The organism is Clavibacter sp. AC415 (assembly GCF_979252985.1).
Window position 1 is genome coordinate 82478 of the sequence record NZ_CEEDAR010000015.1, and the last position, 23874, is coordinate 106351.

The 23874-nt window shown below is 74.1% G+C and carries 24 protein-coding genes and 6 pseudogenes; 20 read left to right on the plus strand and 10 right to left on the minus strand.

From position 1 onward, the window contains the following. The first annotated feature begins 157 nt into the window (after positions 1-157). From ACZ411_RS06725 to ACZ411_RS06745, 5 genes and pseudogenes are all read left to right on the plus strand, one after another. Positions 158-736 carry an ABC transporter permease gene (locus ACZ411_RS06725; protein WP_464169427.1) on the plus strand — a complete coding sequence of 193 codons (579 nt, stop codon included), beginning with the start codon at positions 158-160 and terminating at the stop codon, positions 734-736. 661 nt (positions 737-1397) lie between these two features. Further along, positions 1398-1571, plus strand: a pseudogene (locus ACZ411_RS06730) (ABC transporter permease subunit); the annotation flags it as partial. 121 nt (positions 1572-1692) lie between these two features. Further along, on the plus strand, positions 1693-1908 hold the full coding sequence (locus ACZ411_RS06735; protein ID WP_464169616.1) for a hypothetical protein: 216 nt from the start codon (positions 1693-1695) through the stop codon (positions 1906-1908). A gap of 86 nt (positions 1909-1994) precedes the next feature. Next, positions 1995-3098: pseudogene (locus ACZ411_RS06740) on the plus strand (epoxide hydrolase family protein); the annotation flags it as partial. Between the two features lie 121 nt (positions 3099-3219). Then, entirely contained in the window at positions 3220-4050 is an 831-nt protein-coding gene (locus tag ACZ411_RS06745) for an aminoglycoside phosphotransferase family protein (RefSeq protein WP_464169618.1), read from the plus strand. A 39-nt stretch (positions 4051-4089) separates the two neighbouring features. Here ACZ411_RS06745 and ACZ411_RS06750 read toward each other — a convergent pair whose 3' ends face one another. Together ACZ411_RS06750 and ACZ411_RS06755 are read right to left on the minus strand one after the other, a co-directional pair. After that, a complete protein-coding gene (locus ACZ411_RS06750) occupies positions 4090-4311 on the minus strand; it encodes a hypothetical protein (RefSeq protein ID WP_464169639.1) in 222 nt (73 codons plus the stop codon). A 142-nt stretch (positions 4312-4453) separates the two neighbouring features. Continuing rightward, positions 4454-4966, minus strand: a pseudogene (locus ACZ411_RS06755) (hypothetical protein); the annotation flags it as partial. Between ACZ411_RS06755 and ACZ411_RS06760 the strand changes: the two are divergent. Then, complete coding sequence (locus ACZ411_RS06760) at positions 4884-5318, plus strand: hypothetical protein (RefSeq protein WP_464169640.1); 435 nt, start codon at positions 4884-4886, stop codon at positions 5316-5318. The pseudogene ACZ411_RS06755 and the gene ACZ411_RS06760 overlap by 83 nt on opposite strands. Then, a complete protein-coding gene (locus tag ACZ411_RS06765; RefSeq protein WP_104345001.1) occupies positions 5315-5935 on the plus strand; it encodes an RES family NAD+ phosphorylase in 621 nt (206 codons plus the stop codon). Before ACZ411_RS06760 ends, ACZ411_RS06765 begins: the two co-directional genes overlap by 4 nt. A gap of 66 nt (positions 5936-6001) precedes the next feature. Here the strand turns inward: ACZ411_RS06765 and ACZ411_RS06770 are convergent, their stop codons facing one another. From ACZ411_RS06770 to ACZ411_RS06780, 3 genes are all read right to left on the minus strand, one after another. After that, positions 6002-6409 (minus strand): DoxX family protein, encoded by a 408-nt coding sequence (locus ACZ411_RS06770; protein ID WP_464169430.1) that lies wholly within the window; start codon positions 6407-6409, stop codon positions 6002-6004. Beyond that, positions 6409-6831 (minus strand): organic hydroperoxide resistance protein, encoded by a 423-nt coding sequence (locus tag ACZ411_RS06775; RefSeq protein WP_094114906.1) that lies wholly within the window; start codon positions 6829-6831, stop codon positions 6409-6411. The genes ACZ411_RS06770 and ACZ411_RS06775 overlap by 1 nt, the downstream gene beginning before the upstream one ends. An 82-nt stretch (positions 6832-6913) precedes the next feature. Beyond that, positions 6914-7444: a MarR family winged helix-turn-helix transcriptional regulator gene (locus tag ACZ411_RS06780; RefSeq protein WP_464169433.1), complete on the minus strand. Its 531-nt coding sequence runs from the start codon at positions 7442-7444 to the stop codon at positions 6914-6916. 88 nt (positions 7445-7532) lie between these two features. Between ACZ411_RS06780 and ACZ411_RS06785 the strand changes: the two are divergent. From ACZ411_RS06785 to ACZ411_RS06815, 7 genes and pseudogenes are all read left to right on the plus strand, one after another. Beyond that, positions 7533-7896: pseudogene (locus ACZ411_RS06785) on the plus strand (hypothetical protein). 281 nt (positions 7897-8177) lie between these two features. Then, entirely contained in the window at positions 8178-9527 is a 1350-nt protein-coding gene (locus ACZ411_RS06790; RefSeq protein ID WP_094114903.1) for an ABC transporter substrate-binding protein, read from the plus strand. A gap of 55 nt (positions 9528-9582) precedes the next feature. Continuing rightward, entirely contained in the window at positions 9583-10446 is an 864-nt protein-coding gene (locus ACZ411_RS06795) for a carbohydrate ABC transporter permease (protein WP_043674404.1), read from the plus strand. Further along, positions 10443-10922: an ABC transporter permease family protein gene (locus ACZ411_RS06800; protein ID WP_464169437.1), complete on the plus strand. Its 480-nt coding sequence runs from the start codon at positions 10443-10445 to the stop codon at positions 10920-10922. The genes ACZ411_RS06795 and ACZ411_RS06800 overlap by 4 nt, the downstream gene beginning before the upstream one ends. After that, positions 10871-11368, plus strand: coding sequence for a carbohydrate ABC transporter permease (locus ACZ411_RS06805; protein WP_464169439.1), 498 nt, complete (start codon positions 10871-10873; stop codon positions 11366-11368). The genes ACZ411_RS06800 and ACZ411_RS06805 overlap by 52 nt, the downstream gene beginning before the upstream one ends. Further along, positions 11365-11478, plus strand: a pseudogene (locus ACZ411_RS06810) (hypothetical protein); the annotation flags it as partial. The gene ACZ411_RS06805 and the pseudogene ACZ411_RS06810, both read left to right, overlap by 4 nt. Positions 11479-11530: 52 nt before the next feature. Continuing rightward, positions 11531-13021: a glycoside hydrolase family 13 protein gene (locus ACZ411_RS06815; protein WP_464169441.1), complete on the plus strand. Its 1491-nt coding sequence runs from the start codon at positions 11531-11533 to the stop codon at positions 13019-13021. A gap of 59 nt (positions 13022-13080) precedes the next feature. Here the strand turns inward: ACZ411_RS06815 and ACZ411_RS06820 are convergent, their stop codons facing one another. Beyond that, positions 13081-13500, minus strand: a complete 420-nt coding sequence (locus tag ACZ411_RS06820; RefSeq protein ID WP_464169443.1) for a MerR family transcriptional regulator — start codon at positions 13498-13500, stop codon at positions 13081-13083. 122 nt (positions 13501-13622) lie between these two features. Here ACZ411_RS06820 and ACZ411_RS06825 point away from each other — a divergent pair. Then, a pseudogene (locus ACZ411_RS06825) lies at positions 13623-14337 on the plus strand (SDR family oxidoreductase). Here ACZ411_RS06825 and ACZ411_RS06830 read toward each other — a convergent pair. After that, positions 14307-15056, minus strand: a complete 750-nt coding sequence (locus ACZ411_RS06830; protein ID WP_464169445.1) for a hypothetical protein — start codon at positions 15054-15056, stop codon at positions 14307-14309. The pseudogene ACZ411_RS06825 and the gene ACZ411_RS06830 overlap by 31 nt on opposite strands. Positions 15057-15112: 56 nt before the next feature. Next, positions 15113-15460 (minus strand): hypothetical protein, encoded by a 348-nt coding sequence (locus tag ACZ411_RS06835; protein WP_464169447.1) that lies wholly within the window; start codon positions 15458-15460, stop codon positions 15113-15115. A 173-nt stretch (positions 15461-15633) separates the two neighbouring features. Here ACZ411_RS06835 and ACZ411_RS06840 point away from each other — a divergent pair, with 173 nt between their 5' ends. Continuing rightward, on the plus strand, positions 15634-16626 hold the full coding sequence (locus tag ACZ411_RS06840) for an alpha/beta fold hydrolase (protein ID WP_464169449.1): 993 nt from the start codon (positions 15634-15636) through the stop codon (positions 16624-16626). Between the two features lie 194 nt (positions 16627-16820). Here ACZ411_RS06840 and ACZ411_RS06845 read toward each other — a convergent pair whose 3' ends face one another. Continuing rightward, positions 16821-18857, minus strand: a complete 2037-nt coding sequence (locus tag ACZ411_RS06845) for an MFS transporter (RefSeq protein WP_464169451.1) — start codon at positions 18855-18857, stop codon at positions 16821-16823. Positions 18858-19391: 534 nt separating this feature from the next. On the opposite strand from ACZ411_RS06845, the gene ACZ411_RS06850 reads away from it, so the two are divergent. The 4 genes from ACZ411_RS06850 to ACZ411_RS06865 all read left to right on the plus strand — a co-directional run bounded on the left by ACZ411_RS06850 (position 19392) and on the right by ACZ411_RS06865 (position 22340). Next, positions 19392-19742, plus strand: a complete 351-nt coding sequence (locus tag ACZ411_RS06850; protein ID WP_104290980.1) for a hypothetical protein — start codon at positions 19392-19394, stop codon at positions 19740-19742. 71 nt (positions 19743-19813) lie between these two features. Then, a complete protein-coding gene (locus ACZ411_RS06855) occupies positions 19814-21289 on the plus strand; it encodes a sensor histidine kinase (protein ID WP_464169453.1) in 1476 nt (491 codons plus the stop codon). Next, on the plus strand, positions 21286-22005 hold the full coding sequence (locus ACZ411_RS06860; protein WP_094114892.1) for a response regulator: 720 nt from the start codon (positions 21286-21288) through the stop codon (positions 22003-22005). The genes ACZ411_RS06855 and ACZ411_RS06860 overlap by 4 nt, the downstream gene beginning before the upstream one ends. After that, a complete protein-coding gene (locus ACZ411_RS06865; RefSeq protein WP_464169456.1) occupies positions 22005-22340 on the plus strand; it encodes a hypothetical protein in 336 nt (111 codons plus the stop codon). The genes ACZ411_RS06860 and ACZ411_RS06865 overlap by 1 nt, the downstream gene beginning before the upstream one ends. Before the next feature lie 56 nt (positions 22341-22396). Here the strand turns inward: ACZ411_RS06865 and pgtP are convergent, their stop codons facing one another. Continuing rightward, positions 22397-23818 (minus strand): MFS transporter, encoded by a 1422-nt coding sequence (gene pgtP, locus ACZ411_RS06870; RefSeq protein WP_104290982.1) that lies wholly within the window; start codon positions 23816-23818, stop codon positions 22397-22399. Positions 23819-23874: the final 56 nt, after the last annotated feature.

Consider the following 23874-nt stretch of genomic DNA (forward strand, 5'->3'; position numbering starts at 1 on the left):
GCGGCATCGACCTGAGCGTCGGCTCGATCATGGTCGTCGCCGGGGCCGTCTCCATGGAGTTCCTGAAGGCCGCCGGGATCCGACTCGCTGGGGCGTCGCGCTCGGCGCGATCGGCCTGGCGCTCCTCATCAGCGTCATCCTCGGCGCCGTCAACGGCATGCTCGTTCCTCCGTCGCGGGCTGCAGCCGTTCGATCAGCACTCCTCGCTGATGACACGCTCGCCGGCCGCGGCCTGGCGAAGGTCATCACCGCCGGGCAGAACACGGCCGCGTCCAACGAGCCGTTCCGCTGGATCGCGAACGGCTACCTCGTGGGGCTGCCGGTGGTGTTCCTGCTGGCGGTGCTCATCACGATCGGCGTGGCCGTGCTGGTGCGCCGCAGCGCGCTCGGCCTCATGATCGAGGCGATCGGCATGGACCCGCAGGCCGCGCGCCTCGCCGGGCTCGACCGCCGGGCGCTCCTGTTCACGGCCTACATCGCGAGCGGCCTGCTCGCGGGCGTCGCCGGGATCTTCGCCACCGCGAGCGTCATGCGACGGTCGACGTCTCCCGCACCGGCTACCAGCTGGAGCTCGACGCGATCCTCGCCGTCGTCATCGGCGGCACCTCGCTCGCCGGCGGCAAGTTCCACCTGCTCGGGGCGTCCGTCGGGGCGCTCCATCGTCGACACCTCGACAAGACGGTCGTGTTCCTCGGCATCTCCTCCTCGGCGACGCCCGCCTTCAAGGCGATCGTGATCGTGGCGCTCTGCCTCCTGCAATCGCAGCGCGTCCGTGCGCTGTTCACGCAGGCGCCGCCCCGCGGCACCCGCCCCCGTGCCGACCGAGAAGGAGGCCGTGCCCGCATGAGCGCCACGACGATCCGCCCGCCCCTCGCCCCGACGCCCGCGCCGGGACCCGGCACCGCGCCGCGCCCTCCGCGCCGACGGCTCCGGCATCCGCCTCGACTCGCTGCCCGACGGTCGCCGCCCTGGTGATCCTGCTGGCGATGCTGGCCTACGGGGAGATCGCGTACGGCCGCATCCTGCAGGCCGCCACGCTCTCCAACCTGCTCATCAACAACGCGCACGTCATCGTGCTCGCCGTGGGGCTCACCTTCGTGATCCTCACGGGCGGCATCGACCTGTCCGTCGGCGCGATCGTCGCCGTCAGCAGCGTCGCCGGCGTGCTGCTCGCCAACGCCGGGCTGGAACCCGTGGGCGGCGATGGTGCTGATGATCCTCGATATCGGCACCGCCTCGGGCGTCGTCTCCGGGGTGCTGATCCAGTACTTCGACGTGCAGCCGTTCATCGCGACCCTCGCGATGATGTTCCTCGGCCGCGGCCTCGCGTCCATCCTCAGCACCGTGCCGGAGCGCCTCGACGACGAGCTCGCCGTTGCGCCTCGCTCGCGACGAACATGAAGGTCGTCGACGGCCCGAAGGTGAACGACGTGGTGACCACGCCCGGCGTGCTCATCGCGCTGGTCGTGGTGGGCGTCGCGTTCTTCGTGCTGCACCGCACCCGCCTCGGCCGCACCGTCTACGCGACGGGCGGCTCCGAGCAGTCGGCCGCGCTCATGGGCCTGCCCGTGCGGCGCACCAAGCTCGCCGTCTACGTCATCAGCGGCTCCCTGGCCGGCCTCGCGTCGGTCATCGACGGCCCGCCTCGGCAGCGCGCAGAACATCACCGGCATCGGCTGGGAGCTCGACGCGATCGCGGCGACCGTCATCGGCGGCACCCTCCTCACGGGCGGCGTCGGCTTCGTGCTCGGCTCGGTCGTCGGCGCGCTGGTGCTCGGCCTCATGAACGTCCTCATCACGCGCGACGGCGGCATCCCGCCGGAGGCGACCACCATCATCACGGGCGGGATCCTGCTGGTGTTCGTGCTCCTGCAGCGTGCGGTGATGGCACGGCGGCGGCGGACCTGAGGACCCCCGGCGGCGGCGCGCGGATCATGGGGGCACCGCGCCCGCCCGCCACGTCAGGACCGACCATGACCGACCCGCTCCCCCTCGACGTCAGTGACGCCGACCTCGACGATCTCCGCGACCGGATCCGCCGCACGCGCTGGGCCCCGGAGTGGCCGGTCGCGGCGTGGGAGGCCGGCACCGACCAGGCCCTCCTGCGCCGCCTCGCCGGGGTATGGGCGGACGGGTTCGACTGGCGGGCGCGGGAGCGGGAGATCCGGGCGCTGCCCTGGGCGGTCGCCGACCTCGACGGCACCCCGGTCTCCTACCTCCGCTTCGACGCCGAGCGTCCCGGGCGCCTCCCGGTGATCCTCACCAACGGCTGGCCGAGCACCGCGCTCGAGCTGGTGGGGCTCGCGGAGCGGCTGTCGGAGCCGTCGCGCTCCGGCGGCGACGCCGCGGACGCGGTCACCGTCGTCGTCCCCGCGCTCCCCGGCTTCCCGTTCTCGCCGGCGCGACCGCGGATCGACGAGCAGACGCACGAGCTCTGGCACCGGCTGATGGCCGACGAGCTGGGCTTCGCGCGGTACGCGGCGCACGGCGGCGACCTCGGTGCGGGGATCACGTCGCGGCTGGCGGAGGCGCACCCGGAGGCGGTGGCGGGGATCCACCTGATGGCGGTCGCCGCGCCGGCCGACCTCGACGAGTCGACGCTCACCGACGCGGAGCGCGCGCACCAGGACGAGATGCGCACGTGGCACGCGGACGAGGGCGCGTACGAGCACCAGCAGCGGACGCGTCCGCTGACGCTCGCGCCCGCGCTCCAGGACTCGCCCGTGGGGCTGCTGTCGTGGATCCTCGAGAAGCACCGCGCCTGGAGCGACTGCGGCGGCGACGTGTCCACGCGCTTCAGCGACGACCACCTGCTGACCCTCGCCTCGCTCTACTGGTTCACGGGATCCATCGGCACCTCGCTCCGCCCCTACTACGAGCACGCGTCCGGCCGCACGACCCCGGTCGGCCGCGTGCGGGTGCCGACCGCCGTCGCGGTGTTCCCGCACGACCTCGTGCACCCGCCGCGGAGCTGGGCGGAGCGCACCTACGACGTCGTCCGGTACACGACCATGCCGCGCGGCGGGCACTTCGCGCCGCACGAGGAGCCGGACCTGCTGGCCGACGACATCCGCGCGTTCCTGCGGACGCTGGCCTAGGCGCGCGCGTGGTGGACGGCCGGACGCCGAACGGGTCGCTCCCCCGGGCGACGACGCGCGTCCCGCGGCGCTCGACGGGATCCTCCGCCGCATCGGCGCCGCGCCCGGCGACGCGCGGGAGCTGCCCGGCGGATCCGTGAACCGCACGTACCGCGTCGCGCGGACGGGCGGCGACGTCGTGGTCCGGTTCCCGGCCGATGCGCGGCGCGCGGACGAGTTCCCCGTCGAGGAGTGGGCGGCGAGCGCCGCCGCCCGTGCGGGCATCGCGGTCCCCGCGGTCCTCGAGCGCGGGATCCGGGACGGCGTCCCCTACCTCGTGCAGGCCTTCGTCCCGTCGCACGCGGATCCCGTCGCCGACCCGTGGACGGAGCTCGGCCGCCTCGCCCGCGCGGTCGGCCGCGTCGACCCCGCCGACGCCCCCGACACGCTCTTCACGCGCTTCGGGCGCGACCTGCCCGCGGCCTGGGAGGCGCACGTCGCGTACGGCCGTGCGTCGCTCGACGGCGACGACCCGCTCCTCCGCGACGGCGCCTACCCGGCGGACGCCCTCCCCTGGCTGCGGGAGCGGTTCGCCGCCCTCGCCCGGGCGCCGTTCGACCACGGCCTCGCGCACGGCGACCTCGCGCCGCGGAACCTCCTGTCCCGCGGGCCGGGCGCCGCCCCGGTCCTCATCGACTGGGGAGCGGCAGAGACCGGGCCCGCGCCGTGGACCGACGCCCGCCGGGTGACGGCGTGGACGCACCTCGACGGATCCGTCACCGCCGCGGAGCACGACGCGTTCATGGCCGCGGCCGGCCTCGACGACGCCGAGGCGCAGCGCACGCTCGTCGCGATGACGGCGCTGCACCTCGTGGACGTGACGCGGTGGGCCCGGGAGCGGCGTCCGGACCTCTACGCGGAGCACTCCGCGCGTTGCCGCGCGGGGCTCGCGCGGCTCGCCGGGCTGGGATGAGCGATCCCGCGTGTTCGTCGCGGACCCCGCGTCGGCGGGTCAGCCCTGCGGCGGCGTCGCGTCCGGGCCGTGCGCGGCGAACGACGGGTCCATGTGGCCGATCTCGAGGATGTTCCCGTCGGGATCCGTGAGCTGACGCTGGTACATGAAGCCGTAGTCGGCGGCCGGTCGCGCCTCGGTGCCGCCCGCGGCGAGCCCGGCGGCGACGGCCGTGTCGACCTCCTCGCGGCTGTCGAGGTTCACCGACGTGAGCGCGGACACGGCCGTCGACGGGTCGCCGAGCGGCTGGTCGGTGAACGACTGGAAGAAGGGGACGCGTCAGGATCATGAGGCAGCTGTGGTCCTCCTCGACCACGATGCAGGCGGCGTTCTCGTCGGTGAACGCGGGGTTCACGGTGAAGCCGACGGCCGTGTAGAACGCCTTCGCGCGCTCCAGGTCGGTGACGGGCAGGTTCACGAAGATCATGGGCATGGGTCTCTCCTTCGAGCCGCGGGTGGAGCGGATGCGCCCATGCTGGCGACGGGTGCCGGGGAGCGTCAAGGGCGACGACCACCGGTTCCCGCGCGGAGGGTGCGCGCGCCCTTCTGCCTTGGACGGATCTCGGCGTGCCTGACGTTCCTGACGATAGAATGCTCCCGTCAGGATCGGAGTCCCATGTCCCAGGCCCAGCCCCGCGAACCACGGAGCACCTCCGCCCTGTCCGCTCTCACCACCGATCAGCGCAGGACGCTCCAGGCCTTCAGCCGCGCCGTGACCCGAGACTCGGGGACGGACTTCGAGCGGTTCATCGCCCGGCAGACCGCGATCTTCACGGAGACCGCCGTGCTGTCCGATGTCCTCGCGCGGCAGGCCGAGCCCCTGCCCACGGGAGTGGTCAGCAGCCTCGAACGACACGGAGCTCTTCTGGCGGCGCATCGAGGCGGAGCACGGCTTCCTCACGAGCGTCGAGGTCTCGGAGGCGCTCGGAGCCCGGCCGACGCGCGCGTACGCGAGCGATCTGCGGAAGGCGGGCAGGGTCCTGGGCCTCCGGCGCACGAACAGGTACGTGTACCCGGGCTTCCAGTTCCAGGCGGGGAGCGTCCGGCCCGTCGTCCCCCGGCTCATCGCGCTCGGCGCCGAGCACGACCTCGACTCCCGGGACGTGGTCGCGTGGCTCTACCGCCCCACCACCTACCTCCGCGACCCGGCGCATCGACCCGTGGATCACCTCGACGACCCCGAGACGGTGCTCGACGCCGCGGCGCGCGCCTGGGCCGTCGCCTGGTGAGCGTGCCCGCGCCACCGTCGCCGTTCACCGCGATCCCGGAGGTCGTCGCGGCCGGTTCGCGCCTCCATCGCATCCACTCTGCGCGGTTCGCGCCCGACGCCTTCAACCCGGGAGCGGGAGCACCGACGCGCTTCGCCTTCTTCGGCGACCCGATCGTCCCGGTCCTCTACGCCGGGGACACGGAGGACGTGGCGGTCTGCGAGACGGTCCTCCATGACGTGCCTCTCGCCGGCGGTGTCGTCGGGGGACGGGAGGTCACCGGGCGGCGGTGCTCGCGCCTCGTCGTCCGGCGTGACCTCCGGCTCGCGTCGCTGGTGGGTGGCGGCCCCCGTGCCCTGCGTGTCGCCGTGGAGGAGGTGTGCGCCACGGACGCGGCCGACTACCCGGACACCGTCGCATGGGCGGCGGCCGCTCATGGTGCGGGCTTCGAGGGGCTCGCGTACCCGTCGCGGAAGGCCGCCGGGCGGCGTGCCGTGGTGCTCTTCGGCGATCGGATCGGCGCGGGCGACCTCGTGCCGGACCCCGACTACCGATGGTGGTTCGACGACGTGGACGGCTTCGCCAAGCTCTACGACATCTGCCGCCCGCTCGGGGTGGCGGTCCTGCGTCTCGACTGACGGCGCGGGAACGCGGACGGCGGCGCGCCCCTCGCCGAGGGACGCACCGCCGCCGCGGCAGGCGGATCAGCGCCGGCGCAGCGCCCCCGTCGACCAGAGCGCGACCGCGACGAGCACCGGCTGGAAGAAGAGCCGGCCGAGGCGCTTGCCGTCGGTGTCGAGGCCGAAGGCGTCGCGGCGGTGGACGTACTGCGCGATGTTGCCGGGGAAGATCGCCGTGAAGAACGCGGCGGCGGCCCAGCCCGCGAGACCACGGCGCGAGCGCGCGAAGAGCAGCGCCGAGCCGAGCGTGATCTCGGCCACGCCGGATCCGACGACGGTCACGTCCTCGGGCACCGGCAGCGACTTCGGCACCTGCGCGCGGAACTCCTCGCGCGCGACCGTGAGGTGCGTGATGCCCGCGAACGCGAGGAACGAGCCGAGCACGACGCGGGCGGCCGTGCGGAGGAAGGACGTGCGGGTGGAGCCGGTCATCAGTCGTCCGAGACCGTGACGACGACCTCGATGTTGCCGCGGGTCGCGTTCGAGTACGGGCAGACCTGGTGCGCCTGGTCGGCGAGCTCCTGCGCGAGGTCGTGCTCGACCCCGGGGATGACGACCTCGAGATGCACGGCCAGCTGGTAGCCGCCCTGCCCATCGGACCCGATGCTCACGCGGCTGCCCACGCTCGAGTCCGCGATGGAGACCTTGCGGCCGCGCGCGACGCCCTGCAGGGCGGAGTGGAAGCAGGCGGCGTAGCCGGCGGCGAAGAGCTGCTCGGGGTTCGCGCCCTCGCCGGATCCGCCCATGGCCTTCGGGATGGAGAGGTCGAGCGCGAGGTCGCTGTCGCTGACGGCGACGCGGCCGTTGCGGCCGGCTCCCGTGGCGAGGGCCTCCGCGGTGTACAGGGCGTCCATGTGGTTCCTTCCGATCGTGGCCGCGGGGGCGGGCCGGGGCCGCGCGGGTGGCGCGGCCGGGGGTGGTGGTGGTGGGGGGGGATCAGGGGGCGGGCGCTGCGGTCGACGCCTCGGCGGGCCGGACGGCCGGGTGCGCGAGCGCGTCCGCCGTGGTCTCCTGCATGCCCGCGGTGAGCAGGTGCAGGGTGGAGAGGAGCTGCCGCGCGCGGTCGAGGTCGAGTCCCATCCCGCGGATGACCGCCGCGGGCACGTGCCCGAGCTCGGCCCGCACCGTGCGCCCGCGCTCGGCGAGCGACACCGTGACGACCCGCTGGTCGGCGGAGACGCGGCGGCGGGCGATGAAGCCGGCCTCCTCCATCCGCGCCAGCAGCGGCGACAGCGTGCCGGAGTCGAGGTCGAGCTGCTGCCCGAGCTCGGTGACCGTGCGGTCGTCGCCCGACCAGAGGAGGACGAGCACGAGGTACTGCGGGTACGTCAGGCCCCACGGCGCGAGGAGCGCGCGGTACGCCTGGGTGGTCGACCGCGAGGCCGTGTAGAGCGAGAAGCACACCAGCTCGTCGGTGATGCGCGCGGGCGTCGCCGTCGCGTCGTCGAGGGGGGTCGCATCGGGCATGGTCCGAGCCTGCCACGGAACAAGGTTGTGCGCAATCCATCTCAGCCGATGCTCAAGGGCGGGGCGTCGCCGCGTACCCTGGAGCGACATGATCACGAGACGAGAGGCCGCGCTGCGGCTGGGCATCCCGCTGGAGATGGCCACGCGCCACGGCATCCCGGGCCGCGTCCCGGAGTCCGAGATCGCCGCGATGGACCAGGATCCGCCGCCCTGGCTCGCGCAGTCCCGCGCCAACGCCACCGGCAAGCGGCCCGGTGTGGGTGCAGCTCACCTGCGAGGTCTGCGGCTTCACGGAGGCCGTGCGCCCCAAGAAGTGGTGGCCGGAGTTCTCCTACCTCTCGTGCGAGCGGCACTCCCCCGACGAGCTGCCCGAGCCCGCCCTCGGCCTCGCCCGGCGCGAGGTCGACGGCATCGGCAGCCGGTTCGTCGGCGTGGTCGACGAGCGCCCCTAGGGCGCATCCCGCATCCTCCGGCCCCGCCCGGCCGAGCGCGCCGGCTCCCGCTCGTCCCGACGGCGCACGCCGCCTTTCGCCTTCCTGGGCGTCAGCCGCGAAGGCACACAGTCCGTGGGTGCATCCGTAGTTTGTGGACTAACGACCCGTGTGCGGGTCGGGGTCGCGGCCGGCGATCCCGGCACGAGCGCCCGCCGGGGTCGGGCACCACCCGGACCGCACGCCCGCGTGCATCCTCCTCGTCCCGTCGCCCCGCGCGACCCGCACCCCGAAGGACTCCGATGCGCGACACAGCCCCCTCGACCACCCGCCGGCGACGCCGCCCGATCCGCCTGGCGCTCGGCGCCGCGGTGGCCGCCGCGACCGTCGCCCTCACCGGCTGCGGCGCCGGCGCCGACGTGGGAGGCGCGGGCGTCGCCTGCGACATCCCGCAGCCGGACGCGAAGACGACCGTCAACGTCCTCTCCTACAACAGCCCCTCCACGAACCCGTTCACCGACGCGATCGCCACCGGCTGCACGGGCGGGAACCTCACGGTCAACGCGCCCACCACCGACTTCGGCGGCCAGAACCAGCGCGCCGTGCAGTCCATGTCGGGCGCGAACCCCAGCTACGACCTCGTCGAGGTCTACGGCACCGTCTACCCGCTCTACGCGGAGCGCGGCTGGATCGAGCCGCTCGACGACCGCATCGCGGACGCGGGCGACGAGCTCGCCATCGACGACATCGACCCGACGCTCCTGGAGTCGCTGCAGTACGACGGGAAGCAGGTCGGCATCCCCACGTTCTGGGGCACGATCATCTTCATCTACCGCGAGGACATCCTCTCCGACCTCGGCATCGAGGTGCCGACCACGTTCGAGGAGATGTACGCCGCCGCCGACACCATCCGCACGGAGACCGGCATGGCGAACCCGCTGGCCCTCCCCTTCAACGCGGCCGGCGACAACTCGAGCGCCTACAACCAGTACCTCGGCTCGCTCGGCGGCACCTGGTTCGAGGACGGATCCGCGACCCCGACGCTCGACACCCCCGAGTCGATCGCCGCGCTCGACACCCTCCGCGCCACGTACCAGCAGATGAGCTCGCAGTCGACCTCGTGGTCGTCGCCCGAGGTCATCACGCAGCTGCAGACCGGCCAGGCCGCCATGTCGATGCTGTTCGCCGGGCGCGTCTCCGCGCTGCTCGACGAGGGCCAGACGGAGAACTTCGACGACTTCGCCTTCGCCGTGCCGCCGTCCGTGCAGGAGGGCGGCACCCCCGCCACCAGCCTCTCGGTCGACGGGCTCTCGATCGCCGCCAACTCGGAGGTCGACAAGGACCTCCTCTTCGACCTGCTCGGCGTCGCGACCGGCGCGGACGCCGCGACCGAGGCCGCCAAGGCCACGATCCCGGCCCGCACCACGCAGGCGCAGGCCGCCGACCTCCCGTTCGAGGAGGCCGCGCGCGACGTGCTCGAGAGCGAGAAGCCGAACGGCCTGCCGCTCGTGCCGTACATGTCCGACGTGTTCGCCGCGATGGCGCCGATCCTCGCGCAGGTCGTCGACGGCACGCTGTCCTCCACGGACGGCGCCGCGCAGCTGCAGGCGGCGGCCGTGCAGGCCATCGCCACGGCGGGCTTCGCGCCCTGATGCGCGGATCCACCCGCAGCGGCACCCGTCCGGGCTCCGCGCCCGGCAGCCGGGCATGAGGCTCAAGACCTTCGCCGCGTTCACGGCCCCCGCCATCATCCTGATGGCGGGGCTCCTGATCGTGCCGCTGATCACGACCCTCGTCTGGAGCTTCCAGAACGTGCCCGTCGGCCAGCCGGGCGTCTTCAACGGCGTGGCCAACTACGTCGAGATCTTCACCGACCGCCGCTTCGGCCGGGACGCCGCGTTCACCATCACCTACGCGATCGTCATGACGGTCGCGAAGCTCATCGTCGGCTACGGCATCGCGCTGCTGCTGAACCGCATCGAGCGGGGCCGCATGGTGATCCTCGGGCTCCTCATGGCGAGCTACGTGGTGCCCACGGTCATCGGCGCGCTCAACTTCTCCTGGCTCTTCAACGACATCTTCGGCGGCGTCGTGAACCAGGGCCTTGCGGTGTTCGGGATCCACGTGGACTGGCTCACGGAGACCGGGCCCGCCCGGGTGCTCATCGGCCTGCACGCCCTCTGGCACGAGACGCCCTTCGTGATCCTCGTGCTCCTCGCGGGCCTGCAGACGCTCCCCGAGGAGCCGCTCGAAGCCGCGCAGCTCGACGGCGCCGGCTGGTGGCAGCGCCAGCGGTACATGATCGTGCCGCTGCTCGCGCCGCTGTTCTCGTTCGTGACGCTCATCAGCCTGATGGACAGCCTCAAGGTGTTCGACTCGATCCGGATCATCACCCCGGCGGCCGGCAGCGTCGGCACCGAGTCCCTCATGGTGTTCGTCTACCAGGTGGCCCTCGGGGAGTCGTACCGGCTGGGGGTGGCGAGCGCGGTGAACGTGGTCACCATCGTCATCACGCTCGTGCTGCTGATCCCGTTCCTCCGACAGACCTGGAAGGGGGCGCGGGCCGCATGACCGCATCCACCCCGCTCGTGCCCACCGGCCGGACCCGCGTGCCCCGCGGCGACGGCCCCACCGGATCCGGCCGCACGCTCACCGCGCGGGAGCGCCGGCGCCGCGAGCGCATCGGCTCGCTGTGGGCGGGCGCCGCGCTCGTCGTCATCGTCATCGTCGCGCTCAGCCCGTTCCTGTGGGCGCTGCTCACGGCCGTCAAGCCGTTCCAGGACGCCTTCACCAACCCGCCGACGTGGATCTTCGAGCCGCGCCTCGACGCCTTCGTCGACCTGTGGCGCGGCACCCTGTTCGCCGAGGTGCTCGTCAACACGTTCATCGTGGCCGGGCTCACGGTGGTGGTCGCCCTCGTCGTCGGCGCCCCCGCCGCGTACGCGTTCGCCCGGTACGCGGGGTCGTCGGGCCGATCCTGCTGGTGCTCGCCGTCGTGCTGCGGACGATCCCGCGGTTCGCCGTGGTGCTGCCGTTCTACGAGATGAGCCAGGCGCTCGGGATCTACGACACCAAGATCGCCCTGGTCGCCGCGCTCGTGGCGGTGAACATGCCGTTCACGCTGCTGCTGCTCGTCGGGTTCTTCCGCGACATCCCGACCGAGCTCGACGAGGCCGCGATGATCGACGGCTGCAGCCGCTTCGGCGCGTTCCGCCGCGTGATCGTGCCGCTCATGGGCCCCGGCCTCGTGACGGCGGGCGTGTTCACCCTCCTCGTCGCGTTCCAGGAGTACCTCGTGGCGCTCACGCTCACGCAGAACCAGGCCGTCACGATCCCGGTCTTCATCGCCGCCCAGAAGGGCGCGGACGACATCTCCACCTACCAGACGCTCGCGGCGGCGAGCATCGCGCTCGTGATCCCCGTGGTGCTCATCGCGGTCTTCGCGCGGAAGTACCTCGTGGCCGGCCTCGGCGGCGGCGCCGTCAAGGGATGACCTCCGAGCGCGCGGCGGAGGCCGACTGGTGGCGCTCGGCCGTCGTCTACCAGGTGCTCCTCCGCAGCTTCGCCGACGGCGACGGGGACGGCGTGGGCGACCTCGCGGGCCTCCGCGACCGGCTGCCGTACCTGGCCGCGCTCGGCGTCGACGCCATCTGGGGTGAACCCCTGGTACCCGTCGCCGATGGTCGACGCGGGGTACGACGTGGCGGACTACCGCGACGTGGATCCCGCCTACGGCACGCTCGCCGACGCGGAGGCCCTGATCGCCGAGGCGCACGGCCTCGGGATGCGGGTGCTGCTCGACATCGTCCCCAACCACACCTCCGACGCGCACCCCTGGTTCCGCGCCGCGCTGGCCGGCGACCCGGCGGCGCGGGCGCGCTATCACTTCCGGGAGGGGCAGGGACCGGACGGCGATCTGCCGCCCAACGACTGGGAGAGCTGCTTCCGCGGCCCCGCGTGGACCCGCACCACGGATCCCGACGGGCGCCCGGGCGCCTGGTACCTGCACCTGTTCGCCGCCGAGCAGCCGGACCTCGACTGGACGAGCGCCGAGGTGCGCGCGGAGTTCGTCGACGTGCTGCGCTTCTGGTTCGACCGCGGCGTCGACGGCTTCCGCGTCGACGTGGCGCACGGGCTGGCGAAGGCGGCCGGGCTCCCCGACGGCCGGGGCGCCGACCGCCGCACCGAGGCGCACCCCGGCTGGGACCAGGACGAGGTGCACGACGTGTACCGGGAGTGGCGCGGGGTCGCCGACTCCTACGACCCGCCGCGGATCTTCGTCGCCGAGGCCTGGGTGGCGCGGCCCGAGCGCCTGCCGCTCTACCTCCGGCCCGACGAGCTGCACACCGCGTTCGAGTTCGAGCCGCTGCACACGGCGTTCCGGGCGGGACCCTGGCGGCGGGTCATCGACCAGGGGCTGGCGAAGGCCGCCGACACGGGCGCGCCGAGCGCCTGGGCCCTGACGAACCACGACGTGGTGCGGCAGGCCACCCGCTACGGCCGGGAGCAGCCGGAGGTGCGGGCCTCGAACGAGCAGCAGCGCGCCCGGTTCGGGGTGGACCCGGTGGACCGCGAGCTCGGCCGCCGCCGCGCCCGCGCGGCCGTCACGCTCACGATGGCCCTGCCCGGCGTCGCCTACCTCTACTTCGGCGAGGAGCTCGGCCTGCACGAGGTGGAGGACATCCCCGACGCGCGCCGCCACGACCCCATCCACCTCCGCTCGGGCGGCACCGACCCGGGGCGGGACGGCTCCCGGGTGCCGATCCCCTGGTCGGGGTCCGCGACGCCGTTCGGGTTCTCGACCGGCGTCCCCGACGGCGGCCCGGGACCGTGGCTGCCGCAGCCCGACGAGTGGGCGAGGCTCACGGTCGAGCGCCAGGAGGCGGATCCCGCGTCGACGCTCGCGCACTACCGGCGGCTGCTGGCGGCGCGCCGGGAGCTCGTCATGCCGACGGAGCCGCTGGTGTGGCTGCCCAGCCCGGCCGACGCGCTCGCCTTCCGACGCGGACCGCTCGAGTGCTGGATCGCGTTCGGGACGGATCCGGTGCCGCTGCCGCCCGGACGCCGGGTCGTGCTGAGCTCGACGGGCTCCGTCGGCGACGTGCTCCCGCCGGACACGGCGGTCTGGCTGGTGCCCGCGCCCTGACGCGCTACGGGGCCTGCCGTTCGGGGAGGCCGCTCGCGGGGGGGGCTACGGCGCCTCCGTCAGGCGGCGACGATCTCCGCGCGCGTGCCCGCATCCACCGCAGCTCCGTCGCGGAGCGCCGGGCAGTGCTCCGGCGTGGGGTGCTGGCAGATCTCGATGACCCGGGACAGCTCCTCGCGGGCGCGCTCGAGCTCGGCGATGCCCGCGGAGATGCGGTCGCGCTCGGCGCGGAGGAGCTCCATGGTCCCGGGGGCGGCGACGCCGGTGTCGACGCTCGGCAGCAACGCGAGGATCGTGCGGCTCGGCAGCCCCGCCGCGTACAGGCGCTGGATGAGCCGCACCCGCTCGACGGCGGCCTCCGCGTAGATCCGCTGGCCGCTCGGGGTGCGCTCCGCCGGCAGCAGGCCCTGCTCCTCGTAGTACCGGAGCGCCCGCGTGCTCACGCCCGCGCGCCCCGCCACTTCGCCGATCCGCAGCATGCCGCCCTCTTCCCGTCATGGCGCCGATCGGCGGGCGGACTTGCCCTTCACGTCGACGTCAACTCCTAGCGTAGGCGATGCCGCCTCGCCGACCAGCGCGAGCGGCGGGAGGAAGAGCACGCATGGACATCCAGGATCAGGTCGCCCTCGTCACCGGCGCCAACCGCGGCATCGGCCGCACCTTCGTCGAGGAGCTCCTCGCGCGGGGCGCGCGGAAGATCTACGCGACCGCCCGTCGGCCCGAGGCGGTCGACGTGCCCGGCGTCGAGGTGCTGCGCCTCGACCTCGCCGACCCCGCCTCGGTCGCGGCCGCCGCCCGCACCGCGTCCGACGTGACGCTCGTGGTCAACAACGCCGGCATCTCCACGGGCGCCGCCCTCGTCACGGGTGACATGGCCGACATCCGCCGCGAGATGGACACCCACTTCTACGGGACGCTCGGCGTCATCCGCGCGTTCGCGCCCGTGCTCGCCGCGAACGGCGGAGGCGCGATCGTGAACGTCCTGTCGGCGCTGTCCTGGTTCTCCACGTCCGGCGCCGGCGGCTACGCGGCGGCGAAGGCGGCCGAGTGGAACATGACGAACGCGGTGCGGCTGGAGCTCGCCGAGCAGGGCACCCTCGTGCAGGCAGTGCACCTCGGGGCAGCGGACACCGACATCATGGCCGGCTACGACGGCCCGATGATCAGCCCGCGCGACGTGCCGCGCGCGTCCCTCTGACGGCCTGGCCGCCCGCTCCATCGAGGTCGTCGTCGACGACTGGAGCCGCATGGTGAAGGACTCCCTGAGCGGCGACCCGCGTGAGTTCTACGCCCGCATGCGGTCGCTGCTCGGCTGAGCGGCGCCGGCGCCCGCGCCGGGCGCCCCGCGAAGGCCGGTCAGCGCGCGGACGCCGGCGTCGGGAGGCGGGCGAGGTCGTCGGCCCGGACGTGGACCGAGCTCGCCCGCAGGTCGAACAGCAGGGCGGTGCCCACCGGGTAGACCTCGCGCAGCTCCTCGGGCGCACCGAAGTTCACCACGAGCTGGGGCGGACGCGCCGAAGCGGCCCGCGCTGCAGCCGCCGCCCTCGGTCGTCCCCATCGCCGCGCGCTCCGGCTGGATCGACAGGCACGTCCGGCCCCGGTCGGGGAAGGCCGACATGTCGTTCGCGAGCCGCACGACGGTGAGGCCGTGGAAGGGCGCGGATCCCGTCTCGTCGCCACCGAACCAGTCGCGCATGTGCTCGGGGAGCGGGAGGTCCGGGTCGAGCCGGACCACCGCGACCTCCCGCCCGGGCGGCGCCGCGAGCGTGGATCCGAGGACGGCGGTGCCGGCAACGGCCGCCGCGAGGGCGGGACCGGCCCCGGGATCGGGATCGGGATCGACCCGGGCATCGGTCCCGGCCACGGGCTCCGCCTCCGACTCGGCCGCAGGACCCGCGTCGGCCGCCGTCGACGCGGCGACGGCGCGCTCCTCCAGAGTCCGGAGCCGATCGAGGTCGACCGCAGCGACGTCGCGCCCCGGCCCGTACGCGCGACGGCGGAGCTCGACGAGCTCGGCGTGGTCGACGGCGTCCATCCCCCGATCCTGTCACCGGCGCCGCGGCGCGACCCGCCCCCGTCCGGGCCGGCCGCCTAGCCCGCGGTGACGCGGACCGACGAGCCGTCGAGCACGAACTCGAGCGCGGTGCCCTCGGTGAACGCCTCGAGGAGGTCAGCGGGCATGTCGTCGTCGACCGTGAGCACGGCCCGAGCCGGGAACGAGCCGGCCTCGCAGCCGCCGACCGGCGATCCGGTGCGGGCGGGTCGCGGGGCGACCACGGCCACGCAGCGGGAGTCGTCCTCGGGGTTGACGAGGCCGATGACGGTGAGGCCCCGGAAGTCGCCCACGCCGGTCGCCGCGTCCTGGTACCAGTCGTCCCAGCGGGAGGGCACCGCTCGGTCGGGGTCGAGGGCGACGACCCCGACCTCGCGCCCGCCCATCTCGAGACCGAGGAGAGCCCGACGGTCGCGCCGACCGCGACCACGACGGACGCGGCCCACAGCACCGCCGTGCGGCGGCGGATCCGGGGTCGGGCGCCGGGAGGGGCGTCGCGGGCGTCGTCGTCGTCGCGGTCGTCGTCGTCGCGGTCGCGGTCGCGGTCGGAGGAGCCGTCGTGCGCGTCGTGCGCCACGGCGGCGTGCCGCCCCGAGGAGACCCGCGGTGCGACGTCACGCTGGGCCGCGTCCACCGGATCCGGCACGACCGTCGCCGCCGTCGCGCCCTGCCCCGCCTCGAGCTCCCGCAGGCGGTCGAGCTCCGCGTCATCGAGGTCGGACGCCGGCCCGTAGGCGCGGCGGCGCAGCTCCCGGAGCTCGCCGTCCCGCGCCTCGTCCATGCCGTCGATCCTGTCACCGTCGTGCGCCGGCGACCGCGCCCCCGTCGCGATCCGACGCTGGTCGGCTGCCCCGCCCCGGCCTACGCTCGGCGCATGCTCACCGAGATGGACCTGCGGCTGCCGGACGGCCGCACGTTGCACTGCTACGACACGGGGCCCGGCGACGATGCCCGCCCCGACCGGTCGTCGCGTACCACCACGGCACGCCGAACGTCGGCCCGCCGCCCCAGCCGCTCATCGACGCGCCCGAGGCCCGCGGCATCCGGTGGATCTCCCACGACCGGCCCGGGGAGCGGATCCACCCGGCACCCCGGCCGCACCGTCGCGACCACGGCGGCCGACGACCTGGCCGTCGCGGACGCGCTCGGGATCGACCGGTTCGCGGTGCTCGGCCACTCGAGCGGCGCCGTGCTCGCCCTCGCCGCCGCGGCGTCGCTCGGCGACCGCGTGCTCGGCGCGGTCTGCGGGGCGGCGCTCGCCCCCGTCGAGGCCGAGGGGCTCGACTGGTTCGCCGGCATGCACGCGGGCGGCGAGCGGGAGCTCCGGCCGCGGTCGCGGGCCGGGAGGAGCTGGAGGCCGCGCTCGCCGCCTCCGAGTTCGACCCGGCCATGTTCACCGACGGCGACCTGCGCGCGCTCGAGACGGACTGGGCGTGGTTGGACGGCGTCGCGGCCCGCGGCTTCGATGCGGGACCCGGCGGCATGGTCGACGACGACCTGGCGCTCGTCGCCGACTGGGGCGTCGACCTCGCGGACGCTCGCGTGCCGGTGATCCTGCTGCACGGCGACGCCGACCGGATCGCGCCGGTCGCCATGCGCGCTGGCTCGCGGACCGGGTGCCCGGCGCGGAGCTCGTCGTGCGGCCGGGTGACGGCCACATCTCGGTGCTGCACGGCGCCGCCGACGCGCTCGCGCGGCTGCGGGAGCGGATCGGCGCAGCGGGCTAGGCGCCTCCGGCGGCCGGCTTCATCCAGAACGGCGAGTAGCGGACCCGTCGGGGTCGTCGAACTGGCGCTGGTACATGAAGTCGTAGTCGTCCGTGTCGCCGATCCGGCCGCCCGCGGCCCGGGCCCGCTCGACGAGCTCGTCGACCGCCTCGCGGCTGTCCAGGTCGAAGGAGACGGTGACCTTGGAGGGGGTGTCGGGGCCGCCGATCAGCTCCTCGGTGCCGCCGACGCGCGCGTACATCTCGCGACTGCCGAGCATGACGGACTGCCCGGGGGCGAACGTGAAGCACGACACGTCTGGGCCCGACATGGCGGGTTCGAGGGTCCAGCCGAGGGCGGCGTAGAAGGCCGTCGCGCGCTCGACGCTCGCGACCGGGCAGGTGAGGAAGGTGGTCATGCGGATGACGCTCCTCCCCCACCGCCCGGTGTCGAGACCCGGTCGCGGATGCGCTCGGGTCAGTGCCCGCGCGACACCCGCCGCGGCAGGGCGAACACGAGCGCGAAGGCAACGACGGCGAAGATCGCGCTGACGCCCATGGCCGACGCGGACGCGTCGGTGAAGGCCTGCGGCACCGATCTGCGGTCCGCGGATCCCGGCGCCGGCGACGCCCGCGAAGAGCACGCTGCCGATGACGGCGATGCCGACGGCGGATCCGACGCGCTGCACGGTGCCGATGACGCCGGAGGCCGCACCCGCCTCGGCGGGGTCGACGGTCGCGACGATGAACTGCGCGTTGGGGGCGATGAAGAGGCCGTTGCCGACGCCCGCGAGCAGCAGCGGGACGAGGAGCATCCAGCTGGTGAGGTCGGCGGCGGCCGTGTTCAGGAGCACGAGCCACAGCCAGATGAGGCCGACGCTCACGAGCGCCGTCCCGATCACGAGCACGTTCCGCCCGAGGCGGTTCGTGAGGCGGTTGCTCTGCGAGGAGCCGACGATGCTGCCGATCGCGAACGGGATGGAGACGAGGCCCGAGGCGAGCGCGGTGTTGCCGAGACCCGACTGCCAGAGGATGGAGATGGTGAAGAAGATGCTCGTGAAGGCCGCGAAGTAGACCATCGCGAGGATCACGCCGCCCGTGAAGGCGGGGTGCGTGAACAGGTGCGGCGGCACGAGGACGCTCTTCGAGCGCTTCGTCTGCGCGACCTCCCAGGCGCCGAAGAGGGCGAGGAGCACGACGCCGCCCGCGAGGGAGAGGTAGGTCCACAGCGGCCAGCCCTGGTCCTGGCCGTCGATCAGGGGCACGAGCAGGGCCACGAGGCCCGCGCTGACGAGCAGGATGCCGACGATGTCGACGCCCGAGGACGTCGGCTGCGCGGGGGCCGGGGCCCCGCCCGCCTGCGCGCCGGACCGCTGGCCGGACTGCGCGCGCACGTCGCCCGCGACCTCCTCCGCCACGCGGCGGCTGGGGAGCAGGAATACCGCGGCGACGACGGTGGCGAGGCCGACGGGCAGGTTCACGAAGAAGACCAGGCGCCAGCCCGACTCCTCCCCCGCCGCCTGGATGATGAGGCCGCCCACGATCGGGCCGAGCGCCGACGAGACGCCGATGACGGCGCCCATGATGGCGAACGCCTTGCCGCGCACCTGCGGCGGGAACAGCAGCTGGATGAAGGCGGTCACCGCCGGCACGAACAGGCCGCCCGCGAGTCCCTGCACCACGCGGGAGATCACGAGCTGGAGGTCGTCCTGCGCCACGCCGCACGCGAGGCTCGCGAGCGTGAACAGCGCGATGCCGGTCACGAACACCCATTTGTGCCCGAAGCGGTCGCCGAGGCGTCCCGCGGGGATGAGCGCCAGACCGAACGCGAGCGCGTAGCCGGAGATGATCCAGCTCAGGGTCGACTCGGAGGCGTCGAGGCTCGTGCGGATCGTGGGCAGCGCCACGTTCACGATGGTGGTGTCGAGCAGCGCGATGAACATGCCGGCGAGCAGCACGATGAGCGCCTGCCAGGCGCGACGCGAGACGACGGGGGCGGCGGGCCGGCCGGAGCCGGGCGCGGCGGACGCGTCGGCGCCGCCCGACGCCGGGCGGGCGGATGCGGTGGTGTCGGACATGGGTCCTCTCATGCCGACGCGGGCGTCGGCGGTGGTGCGAGCGGATCCGGCCGGCGGGCGCAGGAGCGGGCGACGAGGGCGCGGGACGGGTCGGGCGCCTCGCGGCGGGCGGATGGCACGCGGAGGAGGGATCCGCGACGGTGCGGGGGAGACGGTCGGGCGGATGCGCCCGAGCCGCCAGTCTGCCACCGGTTGACCTATGCGGCCTATCCTCGTGTCCGTCCACAGCCTCCCGTCACCGGCGGCAGGTGCACCCCACTTCACCGCCGGCCATGGCGCCCGGCGCGGATCCGGCCTATGGTTCGATCAGTCCCGAGTCATTACCCGATGCTGGGGACGTCGTGCCACGCCGCCGGAGCGCATCAGCCGGAGCCGTGGTCGCGAACACAGCAGCCGTCGTACCCGAGCCGACGGATGTGAGCTGGGCCCGGTAGGCGTTCGCGAGCACGCCGGGCTCGGACTCGGTGGCCCGTCCCGCAACGCCCTCACGTGAACGTGCCTGATCACTGCCGCACGACGATCGAGAAGACGTCCATGCCCGACGCACCGCATCCTCCGAGACCGCGCTTCCTCCGCCGGGAGGACATCGAGCTCCTCATCGCCGTCGCCTGGAACGAGGAGGGCTGCCGTCGCGGCCTGCGCCCCTTGGCATGGCGGCTCGGCGACGCCGACTTCGTCCACTTCATCGGCTCGGCGGACGCGTACACGCGCGACAGCCGGCAGGAGATCATCGAGGACTGGATCGCCGAGCTCGGCCTGGCCGACTCCATCGACCCCCTCGGTCCGCCCCTCGACCGGCGCGGAGCCGACATGGTGTGGACGGGGAGCATCGGCGCCATCGGGATGCAGTTCCGCTACCCCGCACCCGATCCCGCGGCGGGCTGACGCGCTGCCGCCGGCCCCGTTCCGTCATCCGACGGATGCGGCGTGCCCGACCGCGTCGATACCGTGGGCGGATGAGCGCCGCATCCGCCCCCGACAGCGTCGACCGCTTCTGGGTGCGCCCGCGCCCCGACCGCGCCGGCCTCCGCTTCGACCTGATGCTCGCCCTCGTGATGCTCGTGTGCACCACGGGGAGCCGCACGCTCTACTACGCGATCGGCATGTACCCGTCGCGCCCGCCGCTGTGGGTCATCGGCGCGTGGATCCTGCTCATGACCGGCACGCTCGCCTTCCGCCGCCTGCAGCCGGAGGCCGTGACCCTGGTGGTCGGCGCCACCTTCATCGTCGGGGCCTACCAGTTCGTGCCCGAGGTGCTCTTCTCCAACATCGCGATGTTCATCGCCATGTACTCGCTCGGCGCGTGGGGGCGGAACCGGCTGCGCGCCAACGTCGTGCGCGGGATCGTCGTGGTCGGCATGTTCGCCTGGCTCTTCGCGGCGCTGCTGCAGACGTCCGGGTACTTCTCGCTCTCGGGCTCCAGCTTCGCGTCCGCACCGGACGACGCGTGGGTGCCCGCGCCGGTCGCGGCCGGGCTCGTCTCGATCATCACGAACCTCCTCTACTTCGGCGGCGCCTGGTACTTCGGCGACCGCGCGTGGGCCTCCGCGCGCGACCGGTGCGCGCTCGAGACGCGCACCGAGGAGCTGGCCCGGGAGCGGGAGCGCGTCGCCGAGCAGGCGGTCACGCTCGAGCGCGTGCGCATCGCCCGTGAGCTCCACGACGTCGTCGCGCACCACGTCTCCGTCATGGGGGTGCATGCGGGCGCGGCCCGGCGCGTCCTCGCGCGGGACGCCGACAAGGCCGCCGCGTCGCTCGGCATCGTCGAGGACAACGCGCGCAGCGCCATCGAGGAGCTGCACCGGATGCTCGTCGCGCTCCGCCAGGAGGAGGACGGCACCGGGTCGGGCGACGGCGGCGTGGACGGCGACCAGACGCGGACCGCGTCGACGCGCGGCGTGGAGCAGCTGCACGAGCTCGTCGCGGACGCGTGCGGCGCCGGCCTGCGCGTCGCGTACGACACCATCGGCACGCCCCGGCCGCTGGCCCCGACCGTGGACCTCATCGTCTACCGGGTCGCGCAGGAGTCGCTCACGAACGTGCGGAAGCACGCGGGCACGGGGGCGCGCGTGGACCTGCGCCTGCGGTACCTCGCCGACCGCGTCGAGGTGGAGGTGAGCGATGCGGGTCCCGCGGGCGCCGCGACGTCGAGCGCCGCCGCGCCCGCACGGAAGGGTCCGGGCGGACTCGGGCAGCGCGGCATGCGGGAGCGCGTGGCCGCGGTCGGCGGATCCATCGAGATCGGCCCGAAGGCCCGCGGCGGCTACCTGGTGCGCGCGAGCCTGCCGACGCGGCCCGCATCCGCGGCGGCGAGCCCCGCGCCCGCGACCGTCCCCGTGACCGCGCCCGCCTCCGTGCCCGCACCCGCACCCGCACCCGCACCCGACCCCGTCCCCGTCCCCGTCCCCGTACCCGAGGAGAGCCGCGCATGACCGCCGAGACCGTCGCCCCCGTCCGCGTCCTGCTGGTCGACGACCAGGCGCTCGTGCGCGCGGGCTTCCGCGTGATCCTCGAGAGCGAGGACGGCATCGAGGTGGTCGGCGAGGCGGCCGACGGCGAGGAGGGCGTGCGCCTCGCCGGGGAGCTCCGTCCGGACGTCATCTGCATGGACGTGCAGATGCCCCGCGTCGACGGGCTCGAGGCCACGCGCCGCATCGTGCAGGACCCCGCGATCACCGCCGGGGTCCTCATGCTCACCACCTTCGACCGCGAGGACTACCTCTTCACCGCGCTCGACGCGGGCGCGAGCGGGTTCGTGCTGAAGAGCGCGTCGCCGGAGTCGCTCGTGGAGGCCGTGCACGTGATCGCGCGCGGCGACGCGCTGCTCTCCCCCGACGTCACGCGCCGGGTGATCGAGCGGTTCGGCCGCGGATCCGGCGCCGACGCCCCCGGAGACGCCGCGCCGTCGGCCGCGCCGGTGATCCCCACGGACCCGCGCGTGGCGACCCTCACCGACCGCGAGCTGGAGGTGCTCCGCCTCCTCGCCGAGGGCCTCGCCAACGCGGAGATCGCCGAGCGGCTCTACCTCGGGGAGGCCACCGTGAAGACGCACGTCTCGCGCCTCCTGCTCAAGCTCGGCGTGCGCGACCGCGTGCAGGCCGTCGTGTTCGCCTACGAGCGCGGCATCGTGGTTCCGGGCGCGAGCTGATGGACGCCTCCGCCGTCATCATCGCCGCGGTCATCGTCGTGATCCTCGGCCTCGGCGTGCTGCCCCTCCGCAGGCGCGGCGGGCGCTCCGGCTCCGGCTCCGGCTCCACCCGGTCGACCGGCCGATCCCGTCATCCGGCTGCCGCCGACGGCGGCGGAGCCGCGGCCGTCTCGTCCTCCGACGGGTCCCCCTCCGGAGACCGCGACGGACACCACGCCGATCCTGCGACGGACCACGGGCCGTCGGACGGCGGGCCGACGGACGGCGGATCCGGCGGCGGCGGGTCCGACGGGGGCGGTGGATCCGACGGAGGCGGTGGCGGAGGGGGCGACTGACACGCCGGCCCGCCCGACGAGCGGGCGGACCGGCGGACGACCGGGCGTCAGCGGCCTCAGCGGGCCGCGATGTCCCCGCGCTCCTCGCGGCGGCGGCGCAGCGCCGACTCGTCCTTGCCGACGATCGCCAGCAGGACGATGGCGAGGGCCACGCACACGAGGATCAGCACGAAGGTGACGTCCCAGCCGAACGCGTGGACGGAGGCGCCGATGCCCGTGGAGGCGAGCGTCGCGCCGAGCACGTAGCCGAACAGGCCCGTGAACCCGGCCGCGGTGCCGGCGACCCTGCGGGGGCTGAGGTCCAGCGCCTGCAGGCCGATGAGCATGACCGGGCCGTAGATGAGGCCGCCGATGAGCACGAGGGCCGCGAGCGAGACCCAGAGCGGGCCGTCGGCGGGCGAGAGCCAGTAGATGGCGACGGCCACGCCGACCGCGGCCATGAAGAGGATCCCCGTGGGCGAGCGCCGCCCCCGGAACACCTTGTCGCTGATGTATCCGCAGAGCAGCGTGCCGGGGATGCCCGCGAGCTCGAACAGCGAGAACCCGGCGATGCCCTCGCCGAGGCTGGCGCCGCGCACGTCGGCCAGGTAGATCGGCGCCCAGACGAGCACGCCGTAGCGGAGCGTGTAGACGAAGACGTTGGCGAGCGCCAGGTTCACCATGGTGCGGTTGCCGATGACGTAGCGGCGGATGGTCGACCAGGTCGACGCGCCCTCGTCGGCCGCGTCGGTCTCGACGGGCGCGGGGTCGTGACGGTGCTCCTCGATGGGCGGCAGGCCCTCGGACTCGGGGGTGTCGCGGAGGAGCACGAAGGCGATCAGCGCGATGACGATGCAGACGAGCGCCGGGAACCAGAACGCGCTCTGCCAGGTGCCGAAGGTCGCGATCGCGAGTCCCGCGAGGCCGCCCGCGCCGGCGCCGCCGACGTTGTGGGCGACGTTCCAGATGGCGGTCTTCCCGCCGCGCTCCGAGGTGGAGAACCAGTGCACCAGGGTGCGGCCGGACGGCGGCCAGCCCATCCCCTGGAAGAAGCCGTTCACGATCATCACGACGGCGAAGAGCGCCACCGACGCCCCGACGGCGGGCACGAACGCGACCACCAGGTTCGCGAGCGCGGACAGCAGCAGGCCGATGGGCAGGAACCAGCGGGCGCTGCTGCGGTCGCTGACGATGGCGCTCAGGAACTTGCTGAAGCCGTACGCGAGCAGCACGCCGTTGGTGAGGATCCCGAGGCCGAGGGCGCTGAAGCCGTTCTCGTCGCGGAGGATCGTCGCCACCAGGGGCACGTTGTTGCGGATGAGGTAGTAGGCCGCGTAGCCGATGAAGATGCCCATGAACACCTGCAGGCGGAGCCGCGGGTAGCGCCGCGCGACGGTGGCGTCATCCAGCCTCGGTGCGGGCGGCGGGGCCGCCATGAAGGAGAGGAGACCGCGCCGCATGGCGTCCCCGTCGGTGCGCGTGCGCTCGCTCGTGCTCATGCTGTGCCTCCTGTGGGTCACCTCGGCGTGACGGAGGACCACTCAACTCCCTTCCC